At 40.3% G+C, this 26126-nt stretch carries 26 protein-coding genes and 1 pseudogene; 16 read left to right on the top strand and 11 right to left on the bottom strand.

What is annotated here, in order from left to right:
• The first annotated feature begins 10 nt into the window (after nt 1-10).
• From GTQ34_RS06930 to purD, 8 genes and pseudogenes are all read left to right on the top strand, one after another.
• The gene (locus GTQ34_RS06930; protein ID WP_166523051.1) at nt 11-1345 is read left to right on the top strand and encodes a hypothetical protein; all 1335 of its coding nucleotides are present in this window, start codon (nt 11-13) and stop codon (nt 1343-1345) included.
• Nucleotides 1342-2583 carry a hypothetical protein gene (locus GTQ34_RS06925; RefSeq protein WP_166523050.1) on the top strand — a complete coding sequence of 414 codons (1242 nt, stop codon included), beginning with the start codon at nt 1342-1344 and terminating at the stop codon, nt 2581-2583. Before GTQ34_RS06930 ends, GTQ34_RS06925 begins: the two co-directional genes overlap by 4 nt.
• Before the next feature lie 313 nt (nt 2584-2896).
• Nucleotides 2897-3091 (top strand): annotated as a pseudogene (locus GTQ34_RS16995) (DapH/DapD/GlmU-related protein); the annotation flags it as partial.
• 22 nt (nt 3092-3113) lie between these two features.
• Nucleotides 3114-4850, top strand: a complete 1737-nt coding sequence (locus GTQ34_RS06915; RefSeq protein ID WP_166523048.1) for an O-antigen ligase family protein — start codon at nt 3114-3116, stop codon at nt 4848-4850.
• A gap of 90 nt (nt 4851-4940) precedes the next feature.
• Nucleotides 4941-5567, top strand: a complete 627-nt coding sequence (locus tag GTQ34_RS06910) for a WecB/TagA/CpsF family glycosyltransferase (RefSeq protein ID WP_235914987.1) — start codon at nt 4941-4943, stop codon at nt 5565-5567.
• A gap of 115 nt (nt 5568-5682) precedes the next feature.
• A complete protein-coding gene (locus GTQ34_RS06905; protein WP_235914986.1) occupies nt 5683-6732 on the top strand; it encodes an MraY family glycosyltransferase in 1050 nt (349 codons plus the stop codon).
• Nucleotides 6729-7715, top strand: a complete 987-nt coding sequence (locus GTQ34_RS06900; protein WP_166523045.1) for a UDP-glucuronic acid decarboxylase family protein — start codon at nt 6729-6731, stop codon at nt 7713-7715. The genes GTQ34_RS06905 and GTQ34_RS06900 overlap by 4 nt, the downstream gene beginning before the upstream one ends.
• A gap of 58 nt (nt 7716-7773) precedes the next feature.
• Entirely contained in the window at nt 7774-9045 is a 1272-nt protein-coding gene (purD, locus tag GTQ34_RS06895; protein WP_166523044.1) for a phosphoribosylamine--glycine ligase, read from the top strand.
• On the opposite strand, the gene GTQ34_RS06890 is transcribed toward purD, so the two are convergent.
• A complete protein-coding gene (locus GTQ34_RS06890) occupies nt 9040-9261 on the bottom strand; it encodes a DUF6341 family protein (RefSeq protein WP_166523043.1) in 222 nt (73 codons plus the stop codon). The genes purD and GTQ34_RS06890 overlap by 6 nt on opposite strands.
• 39 nt (nt 9262-9300) lie before the next feature.
• Here GTQ34_RS06890 and GTQ34_RS06885 point away from each other — a divergent pair, with 39 nt between their 5' ends.
• The 3 genes from GTQ34_RS06885 to GTQ34_RS06875 are packed head-to-tail and all read left to right on the top strand — an operon-like array spanning nt 9301 to nt 11909.
• Complete coding sequence (locus GTQ34_RS06885) at nt 9301-10233, top strand: DUF6427 family protein (protein WP_166523042.1); 933 nt, start codon at nt 9301-9303, stop codon at nt 10231-10233.
• A 37-nt stretch (nt 10234-10270) separates the two neighbouring features.
• Complete coding sequence (locus GTQ34_RS06880) at nt 10271-10876, top strand: DUF4254 domain-containing protein (RefSeq protein ID WP_166523041.1); 606 nt, start codon at nt 10271-10273, stop codon at nt 10874-10876.
• Entirely contained in the window at nt 10860-11909 is a 1050-nt protein-coding gene (locus GTQ34_RS06875) for a glycosyltransferase family 9 protein (RefSeq protein ID WP_313790411.1), read from the top strand. Before GTQ34_RS06880 ends, GTQ34_RS06875 begins: the two co-directional genes overlap by 17 nt.
• Here GTQ34_RS06875 and GTQ34_RS06870 read toward each other — a convergent pair.
• The 5 genes from GTQ34_RS06870 to GTQ34_RS06850 form a co-directional block, all read right to left on the bottom strand.
• Nucleotides 11906-12523, bottom strand: a complete 618-nt coding sequence (locus GTQ34_RS06870) for a TetR/AcrR family transcriptional regulator (protein ID WP_166523040.1) — start codon at nt 12521-12523, stop codon at nt 11906-11908. The genes GTQ34_RS06875 and GTQ34_RS06870 overlap by 4 nt on opposite strands.
• Nucleotides 12524-12749: 226 nt before the next feature.
• A complete protein-coding gene (gene arsM / locus GTQ34_RS06865) occupies nt 12750-13718 on the bottom strand; it encodes an arsenosugar biosynthesis arsenite methyltransferase ArsM (protein WP_166523039.1) in 969 nt (322 codons plus the stop codon).
• Nucleotides 13719-13745: 27 nt separating this feature from the next.
• Entirely contained in the window at nt 13746-14834 is a 1089-nt protein-coding gene (gene arsS, locus GTQ34_RS06860) for an arsenosugar biosynthesis radical SAM (seleno)protein ArsS (protein ID WP_235914985.1), read from the bottom strand.
• A gap of 34 nt (nt 14835-14868) precedes the next feature.
• Nucleotides 14869-15204 (bottom strand): arsenosugar biosynthesis-associated peroxidase-like protein, encoded by a 336-nt coding sequence (locus tag GTQ34_RS06855; RefSeq protein ID WP_166523038.1) that lies wholly within the window; start codon nt 15202-15204, stop codon nt 14869-14871.
• A 163-nt stretch (nt 15205-15367) separates the two neighbouring features.
• Entirely contained in the window at nt 15368-16063 is a 696-nt protein-coding gene (locus GTQ34_RS06850; RefSeq protein ID WP_166523037.1) for a TIGR04282 family arsenosugar biosynthesis glycosyltransferase, read from the bottom strand.
• 306 nt (nt 16064-16369) lie between these two features.
• Here GTQ34_RS06850 and GTQ34_RS06845 point away from each other — a divergent pair, with 306 nt between their 5' ends.
• On the top strand, nt 16370-17143 hold the full coding sequence (locus GTQ34_RS06845; protein ID WP_166523036.1) for a patatin-like phospholipase family protein: 774 nt from the start codon (nt 16370-16372) through the stop codon (nt 17141-17143).
• A 26-nt stretch (nt 17144-17169) separates the two neighbouring features.
• Here GTQ34_RS06845 and GTQ34_RS06840 read toward each other — a convergent pair whose 3' ends face one another.
• Nucleotides 17170-18219 (bottom strand): ferredoxin--NADP reductase, encoded by a 1050-nt coding sequence (locus GTQ34_RS06840; RefSeq protein ID WP_166523035.1) that lies wholly within the window; start codon nt 18217-18219, stop codon nt 17170-17172.
• A gap of 119 nt (nt 18220-18338) precedes the next feature.
• Between GTQ34_RS06840 and GTQ34_RS06835 the strand changes: the two genes are divergently transcribed.
• The gene (locus tag GTQ34_RS06835) at nt 18339-19808 is read left to right on the top strand and encodes a DUF5687 family protein (RefSeq protein WP_166523034.1); all 1470 of its coding nucleotides are present in this window, start codon (nt 18339-18341) and stop codon (nt 19806-19808) included.
• Between the two features lie 9 nt (nt 19809-19817).
• Nucleotides 19818-20513, top strand: a complete 696-nt coding sequence (locus GTQ34_RS06830; RefSeq protein WP_166523033.1) for an ABC transporter ATP-binding protein — start codon at nt 19818-19820, stop codon at nt 20511-20513.
• A 104-nt stretch (nt 20514-20617) separates the two neighbouring features.
• On the opposite strand, the gene GTQ34_RS06825 is transcribed toward GTQ34_RS06830, so the two are convergent.
• The 4 genes from GTQ34_RS06825 to GTQ34_RS06810 are packed head-to-tail and all read right to left on the bottom strand — an operon-like array spanning nt 20618 to nt 22333.
• Nucleotides 20618-20986 carry a nuclear transport factor 2 family protein gene (locus tag GTQ34_RS06825; RefSeq protein WP_166523032.1) on the bottom strand — a complete coding sequence of 123 codons (369 nt, stop codon included), beginning with the start codon at nt 20984-20986 and terminating at the stop codon, nt 20618-20620.
• A gap of 38 nt (nt 20987-21024) precedes the next feature.
• Nucleotides 21025-21684, bottom strand: coding sequence for a DUF2461 domain-containing protein (locus tag GTQ34_RS06820; protein WP_166523031.1), 660 nt, complete (start codon nt 21682-21684; stop codon nt 21025-21027).
• A complete protein-coding gene (locus tag GTQ34_RS06815; RefSeq protein WP_166523030.1) occupies nt 21681-22016 on the bottom strand; it encodes a TfoX/Sxy family protein in 336 nt (111 codons plus the stop codon). Before GTQ34_RS06815 ends, GTQ34_RS06820 begins: the two co-directional genes overlap by 4 nt.
• A 2-nt stretch (nt 22017-22018) precedes the next feature.
• On the bottom strand, nt 22019-22333 hold the full coding sequence (locus GTQ34_RS06810) for a hypothetical protein (protein WP_166523029.1): 315 nt from the start codon (nt 22331-22333) through the stop codon (nt 22019-22021).
• A 111-nt stretch (nt 22334-22444) separates the two neighbouring features.
• On the opposite strand from GTQ34_RS06810, the gene GTQ34_RS06805 reads away from it, so the two are divergent.
• Together GTQ34_RS06805 and porW are read left to right on the top strand one after the other, a co-directional pair.
• On the top strand, nt 22445-23455 hold the full coding sequence (locus tag GTQ34_RS06805; protein ID WP_166523028.1) for a GlxA family transcriptional regulator: 1011 nt from the start codon (nt 22445-22447) through the stop codon (nt 23453-23455).
• Between the two features lie 118 nt (nt 23456-23573).
• Nucleotides 23574-26126, top strand: a complete 2553-nt coding sequence (gene porW / locus GTQ34_RS06800) for a type IX secretion system periplasmic lipoprotein PorW/SprE (protein ID WP_417936262.1) — start codon at nt 23574-23576, stop codon at nt 26124-26126.

Raw genomic sequence — 26126 nt, 5'->3', positions numbered from 1 at the left:
TTGTATGTCCATGACCAACGAACTTCTTGAAATTGAAAAAGGCTTTGAGGTAAAGGTTCCAACATGTCATGGATTGTTTGCCTGGAAATTTTTAAGGCAAAAATTCTACTTTGAAACAATGCGCAAGAAATATGAGTTCAACCCAAGCCCGCGTAATCGTTCAAAGCTGCAATTGGCGAAGAATTTTTTTTGGGGCTTTGGAAACCTTTTTAATCTTAGTAAATTTGAGTATTTGTTCTTCAACAATGCGGACAAGAGAACCTTACAGGTTGGAAACAAACACTATGATGTTTTCTTTGACGCATGGGCCGACAAGTATGGACAGGAAAAATCAATTTTCATAGAATGGGCCATAAACAGGCATTTTCCATCGAAGAGTACTTACTCAAAACATGCAGTGTCGGACCTTCCGTTTAAATTGCTCTCCAGAGTATATTCATTTTTTGTTTCTTCCAACTGTAAAGAATTGCAAGTATTCGAGGATATCAAGGCAGAATATGGCTTGCATTTCAACGTTGAAGGCGAGCTTCGTGCAAAAATGGGTGAAATGTACATGTATAGAAGATTACTTAGATGGACTAAACCCAAAGCCGTTTTCTTAATCAGCAGTTTTACCAAAATGCCCCTAGTGGTTGCAGCACACCTTGAAGGCATCCCGGTAATTGAAGCGCAACATGGCTTTATAGGTAAGAACCATCAATTTTATCTCTCAGAACATGTTTTTGACGACCTTTACTATCCAGACAAATTAATAGCTTTCGGCAGTTATGAAAAAAGCATCAAGATTCCGAAACTAATATTTGGACCTGACAAAATACTTCCCGTTGGAAGCCTTTATCTTGAGAATGTTTTGGATACGATTTACAACGAGAATTTAGCGAATCTTGGAAAGCAATATGAAAAGTTATTTTTGGTGACCCTTCAATGCCTAAAGGAGAAGGAGCTGCTCGGTTGGATTGAAAGGCAAGCATTGGGAAACAGTGATTGGGGGTTTATTTTAAAACCTAGGGACTATTCGCATATGGACTACTCAAAATTCACAGGAATAAAGAACATTATGCTGTTTCCTACATATAGCGTTTACGAAATCCTCAAGCATGTTGATTATAACATTACCATATTTTCAACTGTGGCAATAGAGGCCGAGGCTTTCGGAGTTAAAACCATTTTCTTCAACTTGGACGGCCTTTCTTTAAAGTATTTTGAACCAAGTTCAATGAACGCGTCGGTAGTAAATCTAAAGACCCCTTCACTGGATAAGGAACACTTGGACAAAACACAGAACAAAGCGTCTTATTTTAAGATGGGATATCGACAAAATGTAAAAAACACCGAGCTATTTTGAAACAGATCATTCCAGCACTGTTAATATTTCAACCTTTTGTAAACAAGTTGACAATTTTGTTGAACTTTCCTTTTGACGTTTATAACGAGATGATTACCCTAGTGGTGTTTTTGATGTACCTACTTCAGGTTTCAAGGAGAGGCACCATACGGAGTATAGCGCTGGTAGCCTTAACATTGTTGGCGTATATGTGTTTTGTGGTGGTTTTAAAAAACCTATATCCCTTGAGTTTTTTGCAGGTAGGACTGTATGGACAATGGTTTGTGTACTTTCTTTACTATCATGGGTTGGACGCAGAGGAAAAACGGGAAACCTTAGTAAGAATCAAGTCTCTTCTGGACATAGTTTTGGGCTTGATTTTGTTGATTACGCTTTTTGAGATACCATTCTATAAGGAGTTCAGGGATTGGCTTGGTCTAAAGACATTTGGAAGAGGAATAAACGGTTTCTATTTGGTTTCTTTCTTCGGGTCGGGTGCGAGCTTGGCCAATTTCATTAGCTTTTATGTGATTATCTGGTTCTATTTTCATTATGGCATTGGGTTTAAAATTGGAAAAAAAGACAGAATAAAGTTAATGGTGGCGTTTTTGATTTTGGTGCTGTCCTTCTCCAGAAAGGAAGTTCTGTTTATGTTTTTGTTCCTGTTGTTTTTTCCATTTGCTTATAGAAGCACAATTAATAAATGGGCAAAGAAAACCATTACACTAATTGGGGTTGTAAGTGGGCTTTTGATATATTATATCGTATTTTTTTCAAAGGCCAACACGGTTGCTTTGGACGACAAATACATTAGATGGAGAATAGTAAGGAAAGCAGTTGAAATTTTGGGCGACAATATGCCATGGGGCACAGGCGTAGGCACCTTTGGCTCGAAGGTTTCGCTTATGAACACGGCGATTTACGAAAAATACAACATTGGTCCCGAGATGCTTGGTTATAAGTCTCTTGGCCAAACTAGAGGCCCCATTTACGATGCATTTTTATTTACTTTTACCACGGAGATTGGATTGGGCATATTGATTTTCCTTTTCTTTTTCTTTAAACTCTTTGACTCCAAAACCGAGTCTACGAATAGGTACAAGGAGTATATCAAAAATTTCATGGTTATATATATTATCGGCCTAAGCGTTTTTCAACCCATACTTTTGAGTTCTTTTGGGTACTTGTGTGCCATCTTCCTGGGACTATCAACGGGAAGTATATCCCTACTAAAATTTAGGACGTATGCGAAAAATTAAGATGGCAATCTATTATTTGATCATACAGAATCTCCCGCATTCTAGATTCTCACTTATTAGCAATAAGATTAGGCTTTGGTATATCTCCAAGGTCTTGGGGATAATGCCAAAAATAGGGAGCGCCAAGTTCGAAAATGGAATTTACATTTCAAATGCGGATAAACTTCGTATTGGCCAGCACACCCGAATCAATGAGAACGTTTTTTTACAAGGTGAAATTTCTATTGGCGATTATGTGATGATAGCTCCCAAAGCCGCCATTTATACGAGGACTCATGTATTTTCATCCATAGAAAAGCCCATGTTGCTTCAAGGAGATACAGAGCCCAGTCCAGTTATCGTTGAAGACGATGTTTGGATTGGCATAAACGCAGTTATCCTACCGGGGCTGACCATTGGTAAAGGTGCTATTGTAGGCGCAAATGCGGTGGTCACTGAGAATGTAGAGCCTTACACTATTGTAGGTGGAGTTCCAGCCAAAACTATTAAGAAGCGGAATATTGGGTAGTAAGATTATAAAAAAAGATATTTTGTCCAGAGTTGTCGCCGTTGGTGGCTTACTTCTACTTTTAAATCTTCTGTATTATCTATTTTTTTTTGAAACCAATTACGAGGAAGTTGACTTTTCCATCAAGTTTCAAACCGAAAACCCATTGACAATTTGGGCAGTAGCCAAAGAGGAGGAATCCGAAAAATTGATTTTTGCGCCAAAGAAAAGTTTTGAGCCAGGGGACAATCAGTTTTTTAAGTTTTCAATTCCAACAACACAAAAACTTGGGTATGTGGGGCTTTATTATAGTCTTGGAGCCGATTCTAAAATGCTGATCAAGGAAGTTCAATATTCCACTTTGAATGTTTCAAAAAGAAGTAAAAAGATTATCGAATATGGCAGTGTTGGGTCATATATCAGTAAAGATGTTCAGGGATTTGTACTTGGATCCATGGACAATAAGCCAAAGTGGGCAATGTTGGGAGACATTGAAAAGATTAATAAATCGAGAAGAAGGAAAAATCGAAATTCAATGTCACTGCTTGCCAATGCTATTTTACTCCTCTTTTTTGGTTTTCTAAATTTACGTAATAGAACCTTAATTGGCCGGTTTGTTCCCGACCTTGCAGGGAATTTTCTACTGGATTCGAGGAATGTGATTCTGGTACTATGGATTTTCCTAATGCCCTTTTGGATAATTGTTTCCCATACTATGCTTGCCTTGTCCGCAATCCTAACAATCGGCATTTTGGCAAGGTCGGGAAACAAATTACGGTATAAACAAATCTTTGGCCCTAGTGGAACGGCTTTTTTTCTTTTTTATGGAATATTGATAATTACAACATTAATCAATGCTGAAGCCTACCAGGCCTTGGAAAAGGTAATTGACTACAGTTATTTTTTGTTGATCCCTGTGGTTTTTAACAGAACGGCCAAAATTCAAAAAGAAAAGCTTTTGAACATTCTGGAATTGAGCATCATTGTATTTATGTTGCTGTTCATGATTTTTGTGTTGAGTAACTATACTTTGGACAATGATGGGATGGATACAATTAAATTCCTTGAAAAGAAAATGGTTAATTTTTGGCATACTAGCTATTTGGCAATTTTTTTCATTATCCCGTTGTTAAGGCGATTAAGAAGACCATTTTTTGGAGGTCCTCTTAATACCGCACTTTTTTTTATTGCTTTCTTTTTGCTTTTCATGTTTAAGGCCAATATGTCACTAATCGTGTTGGCAGCCCTATTTTTGGTCAATTTATTGGTATACTCGAATTTGCGAAAAACCTTGGTATATCCGTTGGTGGGAGTAATAGTGTTGTTTACATTTTTTATTGCTTTTAAAACCATATGCTTTCAAAATGAGGGGGTAACGTCATTTTGGAATGATGTTTTGGGAGCACGATTTTATCTTTGGAATTCAGCCATCAAGATACCTGTGGAAAGTATTTGGTTTGGGATGGGGCCCGATGGTGTGGTCGATTTTTTACAGAAGAACATCGCAGAATCTTCCACAGTAAAGTTTAGAAGCTATAACGCACATAATCAATTTTTGGAATTACTGCTCTCCCATGGAATATTTGCCTTAGCTGGATTGGTCATGGTTTTCTACACAGCCCTAAAGAGCAAAAATGATTTTTTCCGGCACTATATGATCATTTTTGCAGCACTTTTTATGGTTGAATCCTTTTTTATCAAACAGGCAGGACTAATTTTGTTCACCTTCTGGTATGGGGTCATTTCTTTTGTGCCACAGAAAAATATTGGGGAAGGATAAAAATACTGAGAGTACATGGATGTTGCAAAGAAAAGCATCAACGGAAAAACAATATATGCCTTTACCTCCAGACTACAATTCTTGGAGTTCTTGGATAAATTGGATGGGGGCATGCTAATCGCATTGAATGCCGAAAAACTTAACAAAAATGAATCAAAACTTGACGATTTAATAAATTCCAACATCGGATATCCGGATGGTATTGGTGCTGTTCTGGCTTTAAGAAGAAAAGGGCTGAAAGCCGTAAAAATTCCTGGGGCAGAATTTTGGTTGGATATAATAACCAGATATGTTGAATCAAAATCATTCTACTTTATCGGCTCCACTACACCAGTAATTGAACAGACAATAACAAAATTGAAATTGGAATTCCCTAACATTAAAATCAATGGATATAGAAATGGTTTCTTTGAAGAGGGCGATGAGACAAAGTTAATCGGCAATCTGATTGCAAGTAGACCGGATATTGTCTTTGTTGCAATGGGAAGCCCCAGGCAGGAGTTGTTGATGTCTGAACTTATGGAGGAACACCCAGCACTTTACATGGGTCTGGGGGGAAGTTTTGATGTTTATGTGGGACTAAAGAAAAGAGCTCCCAAATTGTATCAGAAACTAGGATTGGAATGGTTCTATCGACTTGTAAAGGAACCCACAAGGATTTCTAGGCAAACATCTTTACTCAAGTTCCTGATTAAGATTATATTTGGTAAAATATAGGAACATTTAACCATTGTACTTTTTAGAGACCGCCATATTAGTTTTCATAGGGTCATTTTTGCTGACCTATTTAACTATTCCCAAAATTATATGGGTAGTTGAAAAAAAGAGGCTTATGGACGACCCCAACTCTAGGAGTTCTCATCTCTCAAGAACACCTACAATGGGCGGCGTTGCATTTTTCTATACGATTCTGCTGGCATTTTTTTTTATAAAGGGCAGAGATGTATTTGACGAAGCCATCTATATAATACCAGGCCTTGTGATTCTTTTTTTTGTGGGTATGAAAGATGATTTGGTAATCTTATCTCCAGGAGCTAAACTGGTAACCCAAATATTGGCCATAAGTTTTGTTTTGGCCAATGAAAGTTTTACTATAGAATCCTTAAACGGTTTTTTGAACATTTATGAGATTCCTTATTTCCTTTACTTGGCAATAGCTGGTTTTCTTATGCTCACTATCATTAACTCTTATAACCTGATTGACGGTATTGATGGCTTGGCATCCATAGTCGGTATTGTAATTATGATTATTTATACTACCATCTTTTATTTATCCGACGAATACTTTTTCGCACTTATAGCCATCATCATGAATGCTTGCCTAATGGCCTTCTTTGGATTCAATATTTCTTCAGATAAGAAAATCTTTATGGGAGATACAGGTTCTCTTATTGTCGGATTTATAATTAGCATCTTAACTTTAAAATTTTTGGCATTAAAACCAGAATCTTACGAAGGACTCCCATTTTTGTTAGAGAATGCTCCCCTAATCGCAATTAGCATTTTAATCGTGCCGCTTTTTGATACTGCCCGAGTGTTTACAATCAGGATTGCCAATAAAAAAGGACCCTTTTCTCCAGATCGAAATCACGTACATCATGTACTCATAGATTTTTGGGGGCTGTCCCATAAACAAGCAAGCTTCATCATAGGTTGTTTTAACCTCATCTTTGTTGTGCTTTTTATTATCCTTGGAAGCAAAGCCAAGAATTTAGGAATGGTAATCATGTTAGTCAGCGTAGTGATTTTTCTGGGCTACATATTCTTTAGGTACAACTACAACTTCACTACGTTGAAACAAAAAATACTATTGAGGCGTAAGATTGATGCGTTAAAAGGAAAATCGGATTCAACGTCAAAAAAGAAAAAAAAGAAGCATTGAAAAAAACCCTCATCACGGGCGCGGCCGGCTTTCTTGGTTCACATCTTTGCGATAGGTTCATTGCGGAAGGGCACCATGTGATTGCCATGGACAATCTGATAACGGGAGACCTAAAGAATATTGAACATCTGTTCCATTTGGAACGCTTTGAATTCTACCACCATGATGTCACCAAGTTCGTTCATGTGCCTGGCAAGATGGATCATATCCTGCATTTTGCATCCCCAGCGAGTCCTATCGATTATTTAAAGATTCCCATCGAGACCCTTAAAGTCGGGTCTATTGGGACATTGAATTTATTGGGTCTTGCCAAAGATCATAAAGCAAAAATTTTGGTGGCCTCTACTTCCGAAGTCTATGGAGATCCTCTAGTGCATCCGCAAAGCGAGGATTATTTCGGCAATGTGAGCCCCATCGGTCCGAGAGGAGTCTACGATGAGGCCAAACGTTTCATGGAGTCCATCACCATGGCCTACCACAGACATCACGGTCTGGACACTCGTATTGTTCGCATTTTTAACACCTACGGCTCCAGAATGCGATTGAACGATGGCCGTGTAGTGCCCGCTTTTATGGGACAAGCGCTTCGGGGAGAAGACTTGACGGTTTTTGGTGACGGCTCCCAAACACGCTCCTTCACCTATATCGATGATCAAATTGAAGGTATTTACCGCTTGTTGATGAGCGACTATGTGGAACCCATCAACATTGGAAACCCAGACGAGACTACGATACTAGAATTTGCAGAAGAAATCATCAAGCTAACGGGAACCAATCAAAAAATTGTGTTCAAACCCTTACCTCAAGATGATCCATCACAGCGTCAGCCCGATATTGCAAGGGCGAAGGAAATCTTGGATTGGGAACCTAGAGTACATCGTTCTGAGGGCCTTAAAAAAGTATATGAATACTTCAAATCGTTATCTCCTGAAGAATTGCGCCAAAAGGAACATCGCGATTTTTCACATTTAAATGGCAAATAAATACGGATATCTGCTATCTGCTATCTGAAATGAATTTATTTTTACCAAAACTTCTTGTATGAACATCTTGGTCTTGGGGTCAGGCGGAAGGGAACATGCCATTGCCCTTAAAATTTCTGAAAGCCCAAAAACTGCACACTTATTTGTTGCTCCAGGGAATGCAGGCACTGCGAGTATTGCCACGAATGTTGAGGTTGGGGTGAATGATTTTAAAGCTATCAGGGAATTGGTGCTGAAAGAGCGGATAAATTTGGTGGTTGTAGGCCCGGAGGACCCTTTGGTCAATGGCATACATGACTTTTTTCTTAGTGACCCAGCGCTTAAGGAGATTCCAGTAATTGGCCCCCAAAAGGCTGCGGCGGCGTTGGAGGGAAGCAAAGAATTTGCCAAGGAATTCATGAAAAGGCATGACATTCCAACTGCTGCCTATGAAAGCTTCACTGCTGAAACTTTGGAAGATGGGTACGCTTTTTTACAAACATTGGACGCTCCTTATGTACTCAAAGCAGATGGGTTGGCCGCTGGCAAAGGGGTATTGATTTTGGATGATTTGGAAGAGGCCAAAAGGGAACTGAAAGCCATGCTGGTGGACTCCAAATTTGGAAATGCAAGTGCCACAGTGGTCATTGAGGAGTTTTTGGATGGCATCGAGCTAAGCTGCTTTGTTTTGACTGATGGTAATAACTACAAAATGCTCCCCACGGCTAAAGACTACAAAAGAATAGGTGAGGGAGATACCGGGCTCAATACCGGCGGAATGGGGGCCATTTCCCCTGTGCCCTTTGCTGATTCTGATTTCATGGAGAAGATTGAGCAACAGATTGTCAAACCGACCATTGAGGGCCTTAAAAAAGACAAGCTGCCCTATGTGGGATTTATATTCATCGGATTGATAAAAGTGAACGGTGAGCCTAAAGTAATTGAGTACAATGTTAGAATGGGAGACCCTGAAACAGAGGTCGTGATTCCAAGGGTAAAGAGCGATTTAGTGAAAATTCTTATAGCCATGTCCGAAGGAAGGTTGAACGAAGTGAATCTTGAAATTGACGAAAGAACGGCTACAACTGTAATGGCAGTATCCGGAGGTTATCCTGGAAGCTATGAAAAAGGAAAAGAAATCACCGGAGTGGAAAACATAACCGAATCATTGGTGTTTCATGCCGGAACCAAACCATCCGACGGAAAGGTGGTAACTAACGGAGGGCGTGTTATGGCAGTTACCTCTTTTGGCAAAGATTTTAAGAAAGCGCTGGAAACATCCTATCAAAACATACAAAAACTACATTTTGAAGGAATGTACTACAGAAAAGATATTGGATTTGATCTATAGGTAAGAATGGGAGCTAATGCTCTTGTCTTCTTCTCCTCTATCGTTGAAAATCTTCAACTGGTTCATCCAGTAGACCATGGCAACGAAACCAATAACAAAGAATATCCAATTTATAGTATTGGAAGTCCACCAACTTTCTAAAAACCGGAAAAAATCAAAAGGGCTAAAAAGGTAGTTTACAAATAAGTCTTCTATACCGTAAAAAAACTTGCTCATGTTGGCTATATTTACTTTACAAAAGTAGTAAAAGATAGGATGTTTTCAAGCTTTTTCGAAAAAACCAAACCCATAAATTATTTTGTCCTATCCGGCTTTTTAGTATTGGTCTATGCCATTCGTCTGTTTCTTTCCATTCAGGGGGATTGGACCCAAGCATTCTTTCCGCTTGAAATATTGGGATTTGCCGCTGTGTTGCTTTCCATTTTTGTTATAAATGAAATTGTACGGGCGGAGAAAGTAACGAGCTTCAACTCCTTTGCCATGCTCTTTTTTGTATTGCTTCTTGTAGCTTTTTCAGAAACACTTTCGGATAAGAATGCCGTATTTGCGAACATGTTTCTGTTAGTGGGCGTATGGCGATTGTTGGCCATCAAATCCATGCGAAATGTAAAGCACAAAGTGTTCGACGCCACTTTTTTAATTGGCTTGGCCAGTCTTTTCTACGATTGGGCGCTTATTTATCTGATATTGGTTTTTTTGGTCATCAACCTATACGATGGAAAAACATTTAAGAACTGGTTGGTCCCTTGGCTGGCCTTGGCCACACTGTTTATTTTGACCTTTGCAGTGCTCAAACTAAACGGTTCACTTTCTTTTTTTGCGCAACATTACCAATTTTCACTTGACGTGCTGTTTAAAGAGCCCTTGGCCCACTCATTTAGAAGCAAACTTATCATTTATCTCCTATTGATGTTGGTCTTGATTGTTTTTGTTTTTACCAGAACAAGAAAAAAAGGAGGAGGAAAATTGGTCTCCCTTCGGATAATTTTTATGGCGTTTCTACTGGGCACTCTCTTGGACCTGCTAAAAACGAATGAAGCTTCTTCAATTTTGGTCACGTTTTTTCCGGCAGCCATTTTTTGGGCCAATTTTTTGGAAAGTGTGAAACGAAAAAAGTTACGTGAAGCGATATTGACCCTGTGTGCAGTCGTGCCGTTTTTGCTTTTGGTCATTGAGCTGAACCATTAAACGATAAAGCAATATCTTTGCTTTAAATTTGTTCACCATGTTTAGTGCCTTTGCTTTTAAAGTGTTTGAAGAAAGCATCAACCAGTATCACATTAAGGACGATGTAGACCAAGATTTTACAAATCCGTATCCGAAGGATAGGGTGGAGCACCTGCTTTATCGAAAAAACTGGATTGATACGGTGCAATGGCATTATGAAGATATAATCCGCGACCTCAATATTGACCCAGTTGCCGCCTTGGAACTAAAGCGAAAAATTGATGCCAGCAATCAAGATCGTACCGATTTGGTAGAATATATTGACAGTTACTTTCTGGAAACGTATAGCGATGTGCAGCTAAAGGACGACGCTACTATAAACACAGAAAGTCCGGCATGGGCCATAGACCGACTTTCCATTTTGGCATTGAAGATTTATCACATGCAAGAAGAAGCAGACCGAACGGATGCTTCGCCAGAGCACATTGCGAAATGCAAAGAGAAGCTGGCGGTGCTTTTGGAACAAAAAAAGGACCTTTCCACGGCAATAGACCAACTGCTTGCCGATATTGAAGCAGGGAACAAGTACATGAAAGTGTACAAACAAATGAAGATGTACAATGACGACGAACTAAACCCGGTGCTCCGTGGACAAAAAGGGTAAACGGACCCATATTTTGGTCATTAGGCTATCGGCCTTGGGTGATGTGGCCATGACCGTTCCCATTATTCGTTGTCTTACCGATAAGTATCCCGAAATACACCTCACCGTTCTCACAAAAAAGAGTTTTCTTCCTATTTTTTTGGGAATGGAACGAGTTACTGTATTTACAGCAGACATCCATAAAGCTCACAAAGGATTTGTCGGGCTGTGGCGCCTATACAAAGCACTGAAAGGGCTTCATTTCGATGCAGTGGCCGATCTCCACAATGTGTTGCGCAGTAATGTTTTAAAACGCTATTTTGCCTTGGAGCGAGTTCCTTTTTCACAAATTGCAAAAGGGCGCAGAGAAAAGCGCGCCCTTACCAAGGCTGGTGCCAAGAAGTTGGAACCACTTAAAAGCACCCATCAGCGGTATGCCGATGTGTTTGCCCAATTGGGATTCCCCATCGATTTATCAGAAGCAAAATTTTTAAAAAGAAAGCAACTATCGGAACAAGTGTTGCAAGTGGTAGGGAAAGATGCCAAAAAGTGGATTGGGATAGCACCTTTTGCAGCACATGAAGGCAAAATGTATCCGCTTGCCCTAATGAAACAGGTTATAAAAGCCTGTAATGATACCGAAAAGTATAAAATTTTGCTTTTTGGGGGAGGAGCCAAAGAAATTGAACGGCTGGATTCAATTTCCAACACCTTTGAAAATGCTATAAATGTGGCTGGAAAGCTGTCTTTGTCCGAAGAGTTGGAGCTGATATCCAATTTGGACCTTATGCTATCCATGGATAGTGGCAATGCGCATATGGCTGCCAATTATGGCATTCCGGTAATCACGCTTTGGGGGGTAACCCATCCTTATGCGGGATTCTATCCATTTGGGCAGCCGCTGGAAAATGCGTTGCTGGCCGATAGGTCAAAATATCCATTGATTCCCACTTCGGTCTATGGAAATAAAGTCCCCAAAGGCTATGAAAAAGTAATGGAAACCATCAGGCCAGAAGAAGTGGTTGAAAAGCTTTTTGAACAGCTTGAAGCCTAAATCACCGATTCCCGTTCGGTCAGCATATTGAAATATTGCTTTAGCTGTTGCATGTATTGGTACTTGAGCTGAGCGTCGGTGCCATCCATCATCAAGGAACGCATTCCTAAATAAGAAGCAATAATAAAGGTGGCGACACCCTCACAATTAACATGACGGGCTATGTAACCGTCCACCTTTCCTTTTTTTAGTAAGGAGATGAGGTTGACCTCCCAAACATTCAGAATGTCTTTTAAATATCGGTGGATTTCTGTATTACGCTTGTTGAATTCGGTCAAAAAATCATTGAGCATAAAACCATAGGCCATTTCATTGCTTTTGCTGGGTTCCAAGGCATTTTCCAAACTATCAACAATAACGTGCAATGGATTTTCCTGCGTACTCAAAGGTTCTACCAAGAGGGCATACACTTTTTGTACCACGAAATTCTGTATGATATTTACGAAAAAGTCTTCTTTCGATTTAAAATGGTGGTAAAAAGCCCCTTTGGAAAGGGACAACTCTTTTAGGATATCATCTAAACTGGTGTTGTAAAAACCGTTATTGTGGAAAAGTTCCAATCCTTTGGCACATAACAGGTGCATGGTTTCGCGCTTTTTCAGTGTTGTTTTCATCAGATTTGGGTTTTGAATCGCATCAGACCGTTAAGTCTGTTTCAAAGAACTTGCAAGAAGTAGGCAACTGAAAAATCCATGGATGTAATTGAAAGAAACTTCGTCCAAATGACAAATTGGGATGAATATGGCAGTTTTTCCAAAAATAAAACCGACCAAGGAGTCGGTTTAAATGCGTCATTTTGTCGATGGAATCTTTTGTGCAATGGATGAACAACAGGTTTTTCTAGCAACAACCCCCACCATCATAGTGATAGGTAGACTCGCTAATGAATATATCTTCCCTTCCCAAAGAAGCCAAAGCACCTGCAGTTTTGTCGCACACGGCCAACGGTTGATTTTTTAACAGCACGTGCCCCTTGTTATCGTCAAAATAGTCCTCTCCTCCAAAATATATGGCCGCTTTACCGGTGAACACACAGGGGCCATCTTCTGGAATTGGGTCCTTAATGGCTGCCACTTCGATGGACTCAATATAAATTAGCTCTTCTGTGGGATAATGTTTTGGGTCCAGAATACGGTACGGTTTACGCGCCCGAATCTCAATGGTGCCAAAACCAACATCCGTCAAAGCTTTTACATAATCTTTAATCGGGAGACTACCACTTAAGCACAGCGCACGGAGGCGGTCATCATTTCTCAGAGTGTCATTCATGGGCTGTTCGCAAACAGGGTCGCTCATGACCAACCTTCCATGAGGCTTCAATACCCGATACATTTCTTCGATGGCCCTTTTTAAATCATCTTCCTTAAAAATGTTGAAGAGACAGTTCTGTGCGGCAACATCAATAATGTTGTCCTCAACAGGCAGGTTTAAAGCGTCTCCTTTTCTGAGCTCCACAAATTCGGATTTGAACCAATCATTTTCAGATTCAGCAATCTTAAAATTATTCCTACTGGCCTCCAGCATCTCATCGACCACATCCACTCCTATCACTCCACCATTTTGTCGATTGAAATAGGCAAATTGGAGCAACTCCATACCTCCGCCCACACCAACGTAAAGGGTTTTTGGGCTGTTGCCAAGGTCTCGGGCGTGTACTGTGCTGCCACATCCATAGTTCATTTCCTGCATTATTTTTGGCACTTTCAGCCCAGGCAACTCCCATATAGGGTTGGTGGTACAACAAAGACCCACGTCTGGGGTAAGGGCCGCCTCTTTATATAAATCATGGGTGGCGTTTAAATAACTCATAGTTTAGTATTTTAAGAATAGTATTATTTATGCTACGGTACCTTGGCAGCTACTTCCAGCTCCCGCCGTGCAGCCGTAGCAATGTTGTGAAATGATGATATTCCTGTCTTTAAGGACATCTTCGTTGTAATCTTTTATGTGTTTTACCTTACTGGCCACCTTTAAATCCAGCATTTGGTTAAAATCGCAATCATATAGCCATCCGTCCCAACTTACCGAAATGGTATTGGTGCACATTACATTTTCCACTGCTGCAGGGTTATAGGCTTCCACCAAGGCATACATGTAGTCTTCATAATTCTCGGATGCAATGAGGTAATCGAGAAAACGGGATATGGGCAAATTGGTTATGGTGAACAGGCTATGAAAGTCGATATTAAAATCCTCTTTCAATGCTTTTTTGAAGTCATTTTCTAAAGCTGCTTGGTCGCTTGGTAAAAATGCTCCAGAGGGATTGTAGACCAAATCCAAACGAAGAGAACTCCCCGGCATACCGTAGCCAACGGCGTTCAATTCCTGCAAAGCCTTAATGGACTTGTCAAAAACACCATCTCCGCGCTGCTTGTCGGTTTTCCCCCGGGTATAGTGTGGCATGGAGGAAACTACGTGCACATTGTGTTTTTTGAAGAATTCAGGAAGATCATAATACTTCTTGTTGGCCCTTATAATCGTCAAATTCGAACGAACGATAAAATCCTGGATCCCTGCTTTGGAAGCTTCTTCCACAAACCATCTAAAATCAGGGTTCATTTCGGGTGCACCACCTGTTAGATCCAACGTATGCGCCCCTGTATTGCGAATGACCTCGAGACATAATTTCATGGTCTCACGGGTCATGATCTCCTTTCGGTCGGGACCGGCATCCACATGGCAATGTTCGCACACTTGGTTGCACATGTAGCCTACATTGATTTGCAGTATTTCCAATTTCTTTGGCCGTAGCGGAAATTGGCCGACTTCAGCTATTTTATCTTTGAAATAGGGGAGTTCGCCCTCGGCAAAAAGTCCTCCATTAAGGATTTCCAGTTGCTTGTTGGTCATAGCAAGCTCATTTTCCCTAGCCTTCAAAGATTTTTTGGCAGCTTTTTTGATTTGTGGCATTAAGCTTTCTTGCATTTTTCTTGAGATTAAACAGTTTGTGTCAATGACACTACATGGACAACTTATTGTACTTGTTCATCATTTGGACCCCATGGACAAGTGTTGCCCCACTTTCTATGGCGGCTCCAGCATGTACTGCCTCCATCATTTCTTCTTTGGTAATACCCCGTTGCAGGCCATCTTTGGTATAAGCGTCTATGCAATAGGGGCATTTGACCACATGCGCGACGGCCAATGCAATCAAGGATTTTTCGCGTGCGCTCAAGGCCCCTTCTTCAAATACTTTACCATAATAGTCAAAGAACTTGGTCCCCAATTCTTCACTCCATTCGGTGATTTTTGAGAATTTGCGAAGGTCTGCGGGATGATAATATGTGTCTTCCATTTTATAATGATTGGTATATTGTTTTTTATGTTTATTATCCAAGGGATTGCCCCTACGAGTTATTCCCTTAAAATGCATTTTTAACCGTCTTTTTTGATGGACGATCGATTAATATCTGCGTTTGGGAAAAGAAGCGCTGGGAAGTGACCTAAAAGCCACGGCTTCAAAAGAAAAGAGGTATGGGTGAACCTTTGTTGTGATGGGTGTAGCCCTGTTTATCTTGGAGGAAGATATGGACTATCGAATAAATGTCCGTGGAAACCGTCAACATCCTTCTCAATACAACAATTACCCCATACGAAATACTGCGGATGTAGTTTGCAAGTAGCACAATATCTTTTTGACTGTCAAGATCCTTCAAAATCGGAAGCCTAAAAAGACGAGCACCGACTTCATCCAATAACTTTTTGGTTCTAGTGAAAAGGGTTACTTCTTGCCAAGGAAGCTTGGAAAATGAAAGTTGGTCAAAATGGGAACGATGAATGCCCATAAGATAAAACCCCCCATCCAAAGCCGGCCCCAGAACAGTATTTCCTTGCTGTAATTCTTGAAAAGCTTTTCTTAAATGCCAAGATTTTAACTCAGGAGAATCGTTTCCAATGGCAACAATGTTTTCAAAACCTTTATCGTATACCGCTGTTATGGCATTTGTAAAACGTTCGCCAAAAGTATCACCAATTTGCTCATTTTCCGTAAAATGGAAATAGGGAAGTCCTGTCGCCTTGACAGTTTTTATGATATGACGCGTTAAGGTGTCAAACAAAGCGGTTTCAGCAATGATTTTTTTATCGCGGCAATCCTTTGCAGCAGAATTTGCAAAAATGAGAACTGCGGTATTTTGGATTGGCTTTGTTCGCAACACAATAGTATAACTACACTAAACTTACAATATTATAAGCATAATTTAGGTCGAATTTTTGTGCTTTGAATTACATTTTTTTTTGGAAATGACGAATTTTAACAAACAGACCGCTGGGTCGGTTCTGATAATGAACCCTTTAAGAATTTGGGGATAAAAATCGATAACTCTTCGATGTACTGCCAAAAAAACCATTTCCATAATGGAATACAAACCCAACGGTTGGTAAAAGTTGTTTAAAAAGGTGTCAAAAAAGCTTTCTTTTGCATGGAAGGCACTACATTTAAAAGGCCGATATAGATAACAATGAAAATTTCAGAAGCAAAATCCATAGGATTGGTACTTTCAGGGGGAGGCGTGCGTGGTATGGCCCATATTGGATTGATAAAGGCGATGCAAGAGCACAACCTAGAGGCCCAGATAGTGGCCGGAACCAGCGTGGGAGCACTGGTGGGAGCACTTTATGCCAATGGAAATACCGTGGAGGAAATGCTACAGTTTTTCAAGGACACCCCTTTGTTCCAATATAGTTTTTTTGCTATTGGCAAGCCTGGTTTTATTGATACTGAGCGATATTTTGACATTTTTAGAAGGCATTTTCCAAAAGACACCTTTGAAGATTTGAAAAAACCCCTGTTCATTGTCGCAACAGATCTTTTAAAAGGAGAAGAAAGCGTTTTCAGTTCAGGAGAGTTGATTAAGCCCTTGCTAGCTTCTGCGGCATTGACTCCTGTTTTTAGCCCGGTTGAAATTAAGGGGACCTTTTTTGCGGATGGTGGTATTATGAACAACTTTCCAAAGGAATATGTGGAGGAGAAGACCGATTACATTATCGGGAGCAATGTTTCCATCGCAGGACAGGTTCAGAAAAAAGATCTGAAAAACTCATTGCAATTGGCCGGAAGAGTTACCAGCTTAATGATTTATGCCTCTAATCATGAAAAATTAAGGGAGTGTGACCTATACATAGAACCCACGGCGCTGGAAAAGATAGGAGTTTTAGACAAAAAGGGCATTGAAAATGCCTTTGCCATTGGCTACGAGCATGGTAGTAGGGCACTGGAAAAAGCTTTGTCCTAAATCAGGGAAAAACAACTCAATTTTTACTAGACGTCGTCATAATCTATCTTTAACTTGGAGGTCAAAGGATGCGCCTGACAGGTTAGGATCAATCCCTCGGCCACTTCTCCATCGGTCAAAATCTGGTTTTTTACCATTTCCGCCTTCCCTTCCTTGATTCGGGCAATGCAACTGCTGCAAACACCACCTTGACAGGAGTAAGGCGCATCAATGTCTTCCTTGAGCACTGCATCTAGAACCAGCTGTTTTTTGTCCATGGTAAAAGAAAACGTTTCATCATCCACAATGACCTCAACCTGAGTTTTTCCTTCCAAGTCTTCTGCCAAATCATCCTCTGTATCCGAACTTGTAAAAAGTTCAAACAAGATTTTCTCTTCAGAGACACCATTCTCTTTAAGAACATCGACCACTGTATTGATCATAGGCTCGGGACCGCATAGGTAATGTGCATCGAACGCAATGTTCTTAAACTTGTTTTTGATGATAAAATTCACGGTTGAGCGTTCAATACGGCCGAACAAGGCATTATCTTCTTGGGCCCTGCTGTACACATGCTGAATGAAAAACCTATCAGTATATTTATTTTCAAGAAACTGTATTTCAGACAAGTACATTGTCTCAGTGGCGCTTTGATTACCAAAAATGAGCACAAAAATATTTTCTGGATGACTCTCCAAAACGGTTTGGGCAATGCTCATTATAGGAGTAATGCCACTTCCGGCAGCAAAGGCGATAACGTTCTTTGGATTTCCATCAGGCACAAAAATAAAACGACCCTCAGGTGGCATTACCTCCAAGGTAGCTCCTTCTCTAAGGCCTTCATTGGCATAAACAGAAAATGTACCACCTGGCATTTTTTTTATCCCAACCGTGAGTCTGCCCGATGATGGTGGACAGGAAATGGAATAAGCCCTTCGCAACTCTTGGCCATTGACTTGATGCTTTATAGTGATATATTGCCCCGCTTTGAATGAAAAAGTATCTTTGAGGGTTTCAGGAACATCAAAACTGACTGCAACCGAACTTGGGGTTAACTTCTCAATGGCTGAAACCTGTAAGGCATGGAAATCGCTCATAAATTTTTTTGCTGCAAAACTAAGAATTCCTTTGCCTTATCTAAGCTAGTTTTTTTAAAAATGAAAATCATCTGTAACGAATTTTGGGTTGTTAGTACTAACCAAAAGTAAACCACAGCATGTTCAAAATATTCATCACCCTTCAATGGAAGTCATTTTTTAGGTCTTCCTCTATGGGAAAGGGGCTGTTGCTAAAATCGCTAATGGCCTTTTTTGCCATTTACATGCTGGCACTTCTTGTGTTTTCCGGAGGGACCCTTTATTTCGTTCTAAAGAAAATATCCCCAGATGCCAGTCCTATGTGGACCTTAAGCCAATACTTGGTTTATTGGGTATTAGCTGAAGTGCTATTTAGATATTTCATGCAAAAGCTACCGGTAATGGATATCAAGCCGCTGCTTTTACAGCGCATTAAAAAGAGCAGCATTGCCCACTATATCCTTGCACGTTCCGGAGTATCTGCTTATAACCTTATGGCACTTTTCTTCTTTGTCCCATTTGGAATAGTGTTGTTGTATCAAGGATACCCTCCTCTAAACATCATTACATGGCTTTTTTCCATATTGGGAATAGTGCTGAGTGTTAATTATATAAATTTCTTGATCAACAAAAGTGAAAAGGCCTTGATTGTGATTGGCAGTATCATTGTGCTGTTTTTTGCCTTGGATTATTTCGGGTTGTTGATGGCGAGAGATTTTTTTGGCCCTATTTTTAATGGTCTCTTTGCTTATCCAGGCACTGTCTTCATTCCACTGCTGCTAGCATTGTCGGCTTATTTTATCAACTTCAAATTTTTAAGGAATAGGATTTCTTTGGATGAGTCTTTAAAGGCAAAATCCACCGAAGCTAAAACCTCCGACCTGGCCTGGACCAGGAAATTTGGTGATATGGCTCCTTTTCTGCAATTGGATCTAAGACTGATTTGGCGAAATAAGCGAACCAAGTCCCAAGTATTCATTTCCCTTTTGTTCGTTTTTTATGGATTGATTTTTTACACGCAGGAAATATATGCGCAAATGTATCCCATGTATGCTTTCTTGGGAATTTTTATGACGGGAATTTTTCTTACGAATTTTGGACAGTTCATCCCTGCATGGGACAGTGCCTACTATAATATGATGATGGCCCAGAATATTCCGTTGCGAAAATATCTTGAATCAAAGGCACTGTTGATCTCTGTGAGCGTTGTGGTCATGTTTTTTCTGACCATACCATACTCTTATTTCGGATGGGATGTATTGGCCATTAACTTTGCTACGGCCCTCTACAATCTTGGCGTAAATATTCCAGTGATCTTGTTTTTTGGTTCTCTCAACAAGAAGAGAATTGAGCTGGATAAGAGTCCCTTTGGGAATATGCAAGGGACCAGTGCGACCCAGTTTTTAATAATATTACCCGTTTTAGGGGCGCCCATATTGCTTTTTACAGGATTATATTTCCTTGTTTCATTGGAGGCTGGAGTTATAGCCTTATCCTTATTGGGATTATTGGGGTTGTTGTTTAGAGATAAGTTGACTGCCCTAATCACCGAGCAATATCGAATAAAAAAATACGGCATGATAGCCGGATTCAAAGAAAAGAACAGCTAGCGTAAAATTATGATTACAGTAGATAAATTAACCAAGGTTTATGGAAACCAAACGGTGTTGAACTTGGACCATATTGAAATTCCTAAGGGTCAAAGTTTTGGATTGGTGGGAAACAATGGAGCGGGCAAAACCACCTTTTTCAGTCTTCTATTGGACTTGATACGCTCTACCTCCGGAAAAATAATAAACAATGGTGTTCAAGTAAACACAAGTGAAGCATGGAAGCCTTTCACATCTGCCTTTATTGATGAAAGCTTTTTGATCGGGTATTTGACCCCGGAAGAGTATTTCTATTTCATTGGAGAGCTCAGGGGAAGAAACAAGGCGGATGTGGATGCGCTACTTTCCAGATTCGAGGATTTTTTTCATGGTGAGATCTTGGGACAGAAAAAGTTTTTGAGGGATCTTTCCAAGGGGAACCAAAAAAAAGCGGGAATAGTTGCCACTTTTATTGGGAATCCTAAGGTGGTTGTATTGGATGAGCCTTTCGCCAACCTAGACCCAACAACGCAAATAAGGCTAAAGGCCATAATAAAGGAACTCACACAGAACAAGGAAGTTGCCGTATTGGTATCCAGCCATGATCTCATGCACGTAACGGAGGTCTGTAAGCGTATAGTGGTATTGAACAAAGGCGAAATAGTTAAGGACATACAGACCAGTGTGGAAACACTGAAAGAGCTGGAAACTTTTTTTACCGGATAATATTTTCTTTATAAAATAAATTGTCACAACGAGCGGAGTCGAGATGTCTTTACAATAACTGCTCTAAAAAGTTCTCGACTCCGTTCAAACTAACAATAACTTGCCTAAAACATAGCAGATGGATTATAGTGAAAAGAAGCTTTCTTTATTTTTCCAGCCTCAACCTGATAAAGGCAAAGTTCTTCCATGTTTACCCTTCTCCCATCTTTGAAGGTAACGTCACTGGTCATGGGAACAACAAAGTGATTTCCTGAAACCACTGGGTCACCAACCGTCCCGCCATGGGCTTCCTGAATGTTTCCAGCCCATTCCTCAAAGCCCTTCAAAATATTGTCCAATCCTTCAGTCACCTCATTGGGAACACCTGGCATTTCAACGCTCACGGCATCCTGGGCATAAAGCCCATAGGCTTCATCATATTTTCCCGCCCTACAAAGGCTCACTAATTTGTCTGCAACTTCTTGTGTACTCATTTTGTTTCTGTTTTATGATTAATAAATAAACTTTGAATTTATATCAATGCTTCCTGCAAATAGGAATTCAATGGTTTAATGGCCTTGAAATGGTCCAATATTTCATCGACCAACTTTTTTGACTCATAAAATGGCTCTAAGGGAAATTCGGCCATAGCGTAGAACTGCTTATTAAAAATCAAATCGGTACGGTTCGCCCCATTCATTAGCTCTTTGTCCAATCGTTTGGCTTTTTCACCTTTCAATCTCCCAAAATTTGAGGTAAAAGACTTTGATTCAACAATGGATAGAAAAGTGTCAGGATTCTTTGCGATTGATGTTCTCACTTTTTTTAATTCGGGGGGTTTTATCATAAAAAGGCCACCACCAACATGAACATTTTCAGCATCAATGCCCAAGTAATATCCCGGCAGTTCCGATTTTCTTCCGCCAGCAGAAAAACCTGCTTTCATAATTGTGTTATAGGGGGATTTGTCCTTGGAAAAACGGATGTCTCGATTGATACGGAACAGGGCTTTTTTGGGATCGGAAAATATATTCTCATCCCAACTTGTTAATGTAGGCAGCAAATCTTCCAACAGATGCAAAAAAGGTTTCTTCACGTCAGCCTCGTATCTTTTCTTATTGGCATGAAACCATTCCTTGTGGTTATTCGAGGAGAGTTCCTTAAAAAATGAACTGTAAGCGGAATTGATCATCTCGTATTATTTTTTGATAGTGCAATGGCCTCCTTGGCCCAATCCAATAGGGTTTCTGGGTTGTCGAACACTTTGTCTGGAACAGCATGATATGGCATTCTTCGGTGTTTTTCAAACCCCTGCGCTTCGTATTTTTTGTATGACGAATCATTTGTCCTAAAATGGACAATACCTCTGGAATTTACCAAGGCGAACATTTTACCTTGACGAAAAATACCATGGCCACCAAACATTTTCTTGGATGAAATCTTATCAATCACATCCAGCTTGGATACCAGTAATTCTGTTACCAATCTACCCTTTGATGTGGCTTTTTCTCCTTTTGTGCCCATAGCTATTCCGATTTTATTTTTTCCAACGCTTTTGCGGCAAATGCTCCCCATTTTTCTTGGTGCCCAAAACCCAGTTCATACCAACCTGCCAGAGGTTTTTTGGTCTTAAAGGGATTGAATGGGGAACGTGGGACACCCAAAACCTCATCTGGATAATCCTTTCCCAGTTTAAAGACCATTTTGTGCTGACGTGATAAAAAGGCAAAGACGCTTCCATTATATTTTATGGCAGGAGAACGCATCATTTTGCCTTCCGTCACCAGTGGATTTTCAGCACACATGACTTTTCGGATTTCCAAAAATCTTTCAAGCTCCATTTCCCAAAGCTACTAAAGGATATGCGGCAACTATATGGCAAAACAAGCCAGTTTATAGGGTTGATTCTGCCAACTATTCCCATTACCTTTATAAGGTTAAAACATTTGGTTATGAAACATGTGAGCATCTTAGTGCCAAGGGGCAATTCCATATTGAGCAGTGTAGTAGGGCCATATAAAATTTTGATGGCCACCAATGATTTTTTGATACAGTCGGGAACGAGGAACAACAATTATTTTGATGTTCATTTAGTGGGCTTGGATTATGACCATTCACTGTACGATGGCCTTTTCAGCATTCATTGTGACAGTACAATCGATGAGATCGAAAAAACCGATTTGATCATGATTCCGGCACTTCGCCCCAAAAAGCTTATGGAAGATTTGGAGCAAAACGAGGGCTTTATCCCTTGGATTTTGCAACAAAGAAACACTCATGGGACAGAGGTGGCGAGCATGTGCATGGGAGCCTTTGTTTTGGCAAAAACAGGGCTTGTGGACGGTAAACAATGTGCTACACATTGGGCCGGGATGGAAGTTTTTAGAAAATTGTACCCGGAGGTAAATTTGGTCTCCAACAAGATTGTTACAGATGAGGACGGAATTTACACCAGTGGCGGTGCCTTTTCCTTTTTGAATTTGATGCTGCACCTAATTGAAAAATACTGTGGCCGTGCAGCGGCAATCCATATCTCAAAATACTTTGAAATAGAAATTGATCGAGAGGACCAAAACCAGTTTGCCATTTTTCAAGGACAAAAAGATCATGAGGATGAAGCGATCAAAGAAGCCCAAAACTATATTGAAAAAAACGTGCAGGACAAAATATCTGTGGGACAACTGGCGGAAAAATATGCCATAAGCAATCGAAATTTTGTACGGAGGTTTAAGAAAGCCACCCAAAATACACCTTCGCAGTATATTCAACGCGTGAAGATAGAGGCCGCCAAACGCAGTTTGGAATCTACGGCACAAAATGTTAGTGAAGTCATGTACCAAGTAGGGTATATGGATCAAAAAGCATTCAGGAGCGTTTTCAAGAAATATGTGGGATTGTCACCCGTTGCCTATAGGAGTAAATACAACAGGGAGCACGCCAATTTGGAACGAGCCATGCTTTGACAGGTGTCATTGGAAGAAAGAAAATGAAAACAGGTAGAAAAATTCTTGCTTTTTATCGATGGGGCCTATAATATTCCATGATTTTTTCAGTTAAGAATACACACGATCACCGTTGATTTTGAAGCTTCAAAGATTTCTATTTATCGTTACCGCTGTCATGGGGCTGTTTTTTAGTGGATGTTCCACGAAAAAGGACCGTTTCATAAATCGCAATTGGCACGCCCTAAATACCAAGTACAATACCCTGTATAATGGGAATATTGCTTTTGAACAAGGTCAGGAAGAATTGAACTCTTCGTACCGGGATGATTTTTGGGAAATACTTCCCGTGGAGCGTCTAGAAGTTTCCGATGATGTAAAACTGGACTCTGAAGATAACAACCCCAACTTTATTCTAGCTGAGGAAAAGGCCACCAAGGCCATTCAAAAGCACAGCATGGACATTAAGGATGAGGAACGCAACCCTCAGACTGATGAGGCCTTTTTGCTCTTGGGCAAAGCCCGTTACTTCGACCAACGCTATATTCCAGCTTTGGAAGCATTCAACTACATACTACGAAAATATGTGGAGAGCAATAAGTTGAACGAGGCCACCATTTGGAGGGAAAAAACGAACATGCGTTTGGATAATCCTGAAGTAGCAATCAAAAACCTGAAAAGACTTTTCAAATATGAGTCCTTAAAAAATCAGGAATATGCAGATGCCAATGCTGTTTTGGCCCAGTGCTACATCAACCTTAAGGTGCCAGACACTGCCATTCAAAAACTGAAAATAGCTCAGGCATATACCAAAAAGAACCCAGAAAAAGGTAGATATTTGTTCATCATCGGGCAGTTGTACAATCAATTGGGACATAAGGACAGCGCCAACTACGCCTTTGATAAGGTCATTGCCTTAAATCGCAAATCCCCAAGGGTGTACATGGTGAACGCCCATTTGAAAAAAATTCAAAACACAGAGTTTACCGACACCAACAAAGAAGCGATGTTGGAATACTTGACGGACTTGGAAGAGAACCGTGAAAATCGGCCCTTTTTGGACAAAATTTATCGGGAAGTTGCACAATTTCATTTGAAGAATGAATCCGATAGTCTCGCTTTGGTCTACTATAACAAGTCCCTTAGGGCCACACAGGGAGAACGCAAATTAAATGCGCTCAACTACCAAAGCTTGGCAGAGTATTATTTTGAAAAGGACAAATATAAAACAGCGGGAGCGTATTACGATAGCACCTTGACAAACCTTACAGAGAACACCAAGATTTATAGAAATATAAAAAAGAAATTGGACAACCTGGAAGATGTAATCAAGTACGAAGATGTTGTGCAATATGCTGACAGTGTAATCACGATTTATGAAATGCCAGTGGAAGAGCGCAAGGCCTATTTCGAAGATTATATCTCCGAATTAAGGCGAAAAGAGGAGGCAGCCGCAGAAGCGGAACTAAAACGGACCACCGCTGGTTTTGCCACCTTTGCCCAGAGCCAGGGAGGCAAGGAGAACAAGGGCAAGTTTTATTTTTATAACATAACCAGTCTGGGATACGGAAAGAACGATTTCAAAACCCGTTGGGGCAATCGCGAATTGGAGGATGATTGGCGTTGGAGCAACAAAAGTAGAACGCTGGTCTCTGAAGCCACTGGCGAAGAAGTAACCAATGTCACCCAAGCGGCACAACCAAGTGACGACGAAAAATATTCTTTGGATTATTATTTGCAACAGGTGCCCACCGAAATTTCGGTAATAGATAGCTTGAGGACAGAACGAAATTTCGCAAACTACCAATTGGGCCTTATTTATAAGGAAAAATTTAAGGACAATCTTTTGGCCGCATCCAAGCTGGAGCGTGTATTGGCTTCCAACCCAGAGGAAAGATTGATTTTGCCATCAAAATATAACCTCTACAAAATCTATGAAGAAAATGGAAGCCCTTTGATGCAGAACATGAGGCAAGAAATCATTACCAACCATCCCAACACCCGCTATGCCGAGATTCTTTTGAATCCGCAGGCCATTTTGGAAGGAAATACAGATAGCCCCGATGCAAGGTATGCAACCCTTTACAGACTATACGAACAACAGGAATTTCTGCAAGTCATTACCCAAGCAGAGGCATATATCAACAAATTTACGGGAGACCCCATTGTACCCAAGTTCGAAATGCTAAAAGCCAATGCTATCGGTCGCCTGCAAGGGTTTGAAGCGTTTAAGGAAGCGCTCAATTACGTTGCATTGACCTATCCAAATAATCCAGAAGGGAAGAAAGCTGAGGATATCGTTGGGAGTCAATTGCCAAAGCTTCAGAACAAGGAATTTTCCGATGAAACAGTAAGTTCTGGAACCGGAAATTGGAAAGTGGTGTTTCCTTTTAAAATAAAGGACAATGAAAGAGCATTGCAATTAAAAAAGCGACTTGAGGAGGCAATTGATGACCTCAATTATAAAAATGTGACCTCAAAGGATATTTATAACCTGGAAGACCAATTTGTAGTGGTGCATGGATTCAAATCCAAAGATTTTGCCCTGGGCTTCGCAGAGCTTATAAAAAACAATAAGGACTACCGTATCAAAGATGAGAATTTTGTAGTTTTATCCAACAATTACAAAATCATTCAAGTACACAAAAACTTAGATTCATATAAAGCGCAAAATTTAACCCCAAAACCCTAG

Source organism: Flagellimonas ochracea (assembly GCF_009903685.1).
Lineage (GTDB): Bacteria > Bacteroidota > Bacteroidia > Flavobacteriales > Flavobacteriaceae > Flagellimonas > Flagellimonas ochracea.
This window is presented reverse-complemented; position numbering and strand designations above follow the sequence as displayed.

Excerpts from the sequence above, each read along its gene's own strand:
- GTQ34_RS06930 (WP_166523051.1), top strand. The coding sequence starts at position 11 with ATGACCAACGAACTTCTTGAAATTGAAAAAGGCTTTGAGGTAAAGGTT.
- GTQ34_RS06905 (WP_235914986.1), top strand. The coding sequence starts at position 5,683 with ATGGACGACCCCAACTCTAGGAGTTCTCATCTCTCAAGAACACCTACA.
- purD (WP_166523044.1), top strand. The coding sequence starts at position 7,774 with ATGAACATCTTGGTCTTGGGGTCAGGCGGAAGGGAACATGCCATTGCC.
- GTQ34_RS06890 (WP_166523043.1), bottom strand. The coding sequence starts at position 9,261 with ATGAGCAAGTTTTTTTACGGTATAGAAGACTTATTTGTAAACTACCTT.
- GTQ34_RS06885 (WP_166523042.1), top strand. The coding sequence starts at position 9,301 with ATGTTTTCAAGCTTTTTCGAAAAAACCAAACCCATAAATTATTTTGTC.
- GTQ34_RS06880 (WP_166523041.1), top strand. The coding sequence starts at position 10,271 with ATGTTTAGTGCCTTTGCTTTTAAAGTGTTTGAAGAAAGCATCAACCAG.
- GTQ34_RS06870 (WP_166523040.1), bottom strand. The coding sequence starts at position 12,523 with ATGAAAACAACACTGAAAAAGCGCGAAACCATGCACCTGTTATGTGCC.
- arsM (WP_166523039.1), bottom strand. The coding sequence starts at position 13,718 with ATGAGTTATTTAAACGCCACCCATGATTTATATAAAGAGGCGGCCCTT.
- arsS (WP_235914985.1), bottom strand. The coding sequence starts at position 14,834 with ATGCAAGAAAGCTTAATGCCACAAATCAAAAAAGCTGCCAAAAAATCT.
- GTQ34_RS06855 (WP_166523038.1), bottom strand. The coding sequence starts at position 15,204 with ATGGAAGACACATATTATCATCCCGCAGACCTTCGCAAATTCTCAAAA.
- GTQ34_RS06845 (WP_166523036.1), top strand. The coding sequence starts at position 16,370 with ATGAAAATTTCAGAAGCAAAATCCATAGGATTGGTACTTTCAGGGGGA.
- GTQ34_RS06840 (WP_166523035.1), bottom strand. The coding sequence starts at position 18,219 with ATGAGCGATTTCCATGCCTTACAGGTTTCAGCCATTGAGAAGTTAACC.
- GTQ34_RS06835 (WP_166523034.1), top strand. The coding sequence starts at position 18,339 with ATGTTCAAAATATTCATCACCCTTCAATGGAAGTCATTTTTTAGGTCT.
- GTQ34_RS06830 (WP_166523033.1), top strand. The coding sequence starts at position 19,818 with ATGATTACAGTAGATAAATTAACCAAGGTTTATGGAAACCAAACGGTG.
- GTQ34_RS06825 (WP_166523032.1), bottom strand. The coding sequence starts at position 20,986 with ATGAGTACACAAGAAGTTGCAGACAAATTAGTGAGCCTTTGTAGGGCG.
- GTQ34_RS06820 (WP_166523031.1), bottom strand. The coding sequence starts at position 21,684 with ATGATCAATTCCGCTTACAGTTCATTTTTTAAGGAACTCTCCTCGAAT.
- GTQ34_RS06815 (WP_166523030.1), bottom strand. The coding sequence starts at position 22,016 with ATGGGCACAAAAGGAGAAAAAGCCACATCAAAGGGTAGATTGGTAACA.
- GTQ34_RS06810 (WP_166523029.1), bottom strand. The coding sequence starts at position 22,333 with ATGGAGCTTGAAAGATTTTTGGAAATCCGAAAAGTCATGTGTGCTGAA.
- GTQ34_RS06805 (WP_166523028.1), top strand. The coding sequence starts at position 22,445 with ATGAAACATGTGAGCATCTTAGTGCCAAGGGGCAATTCCATATTGAGC.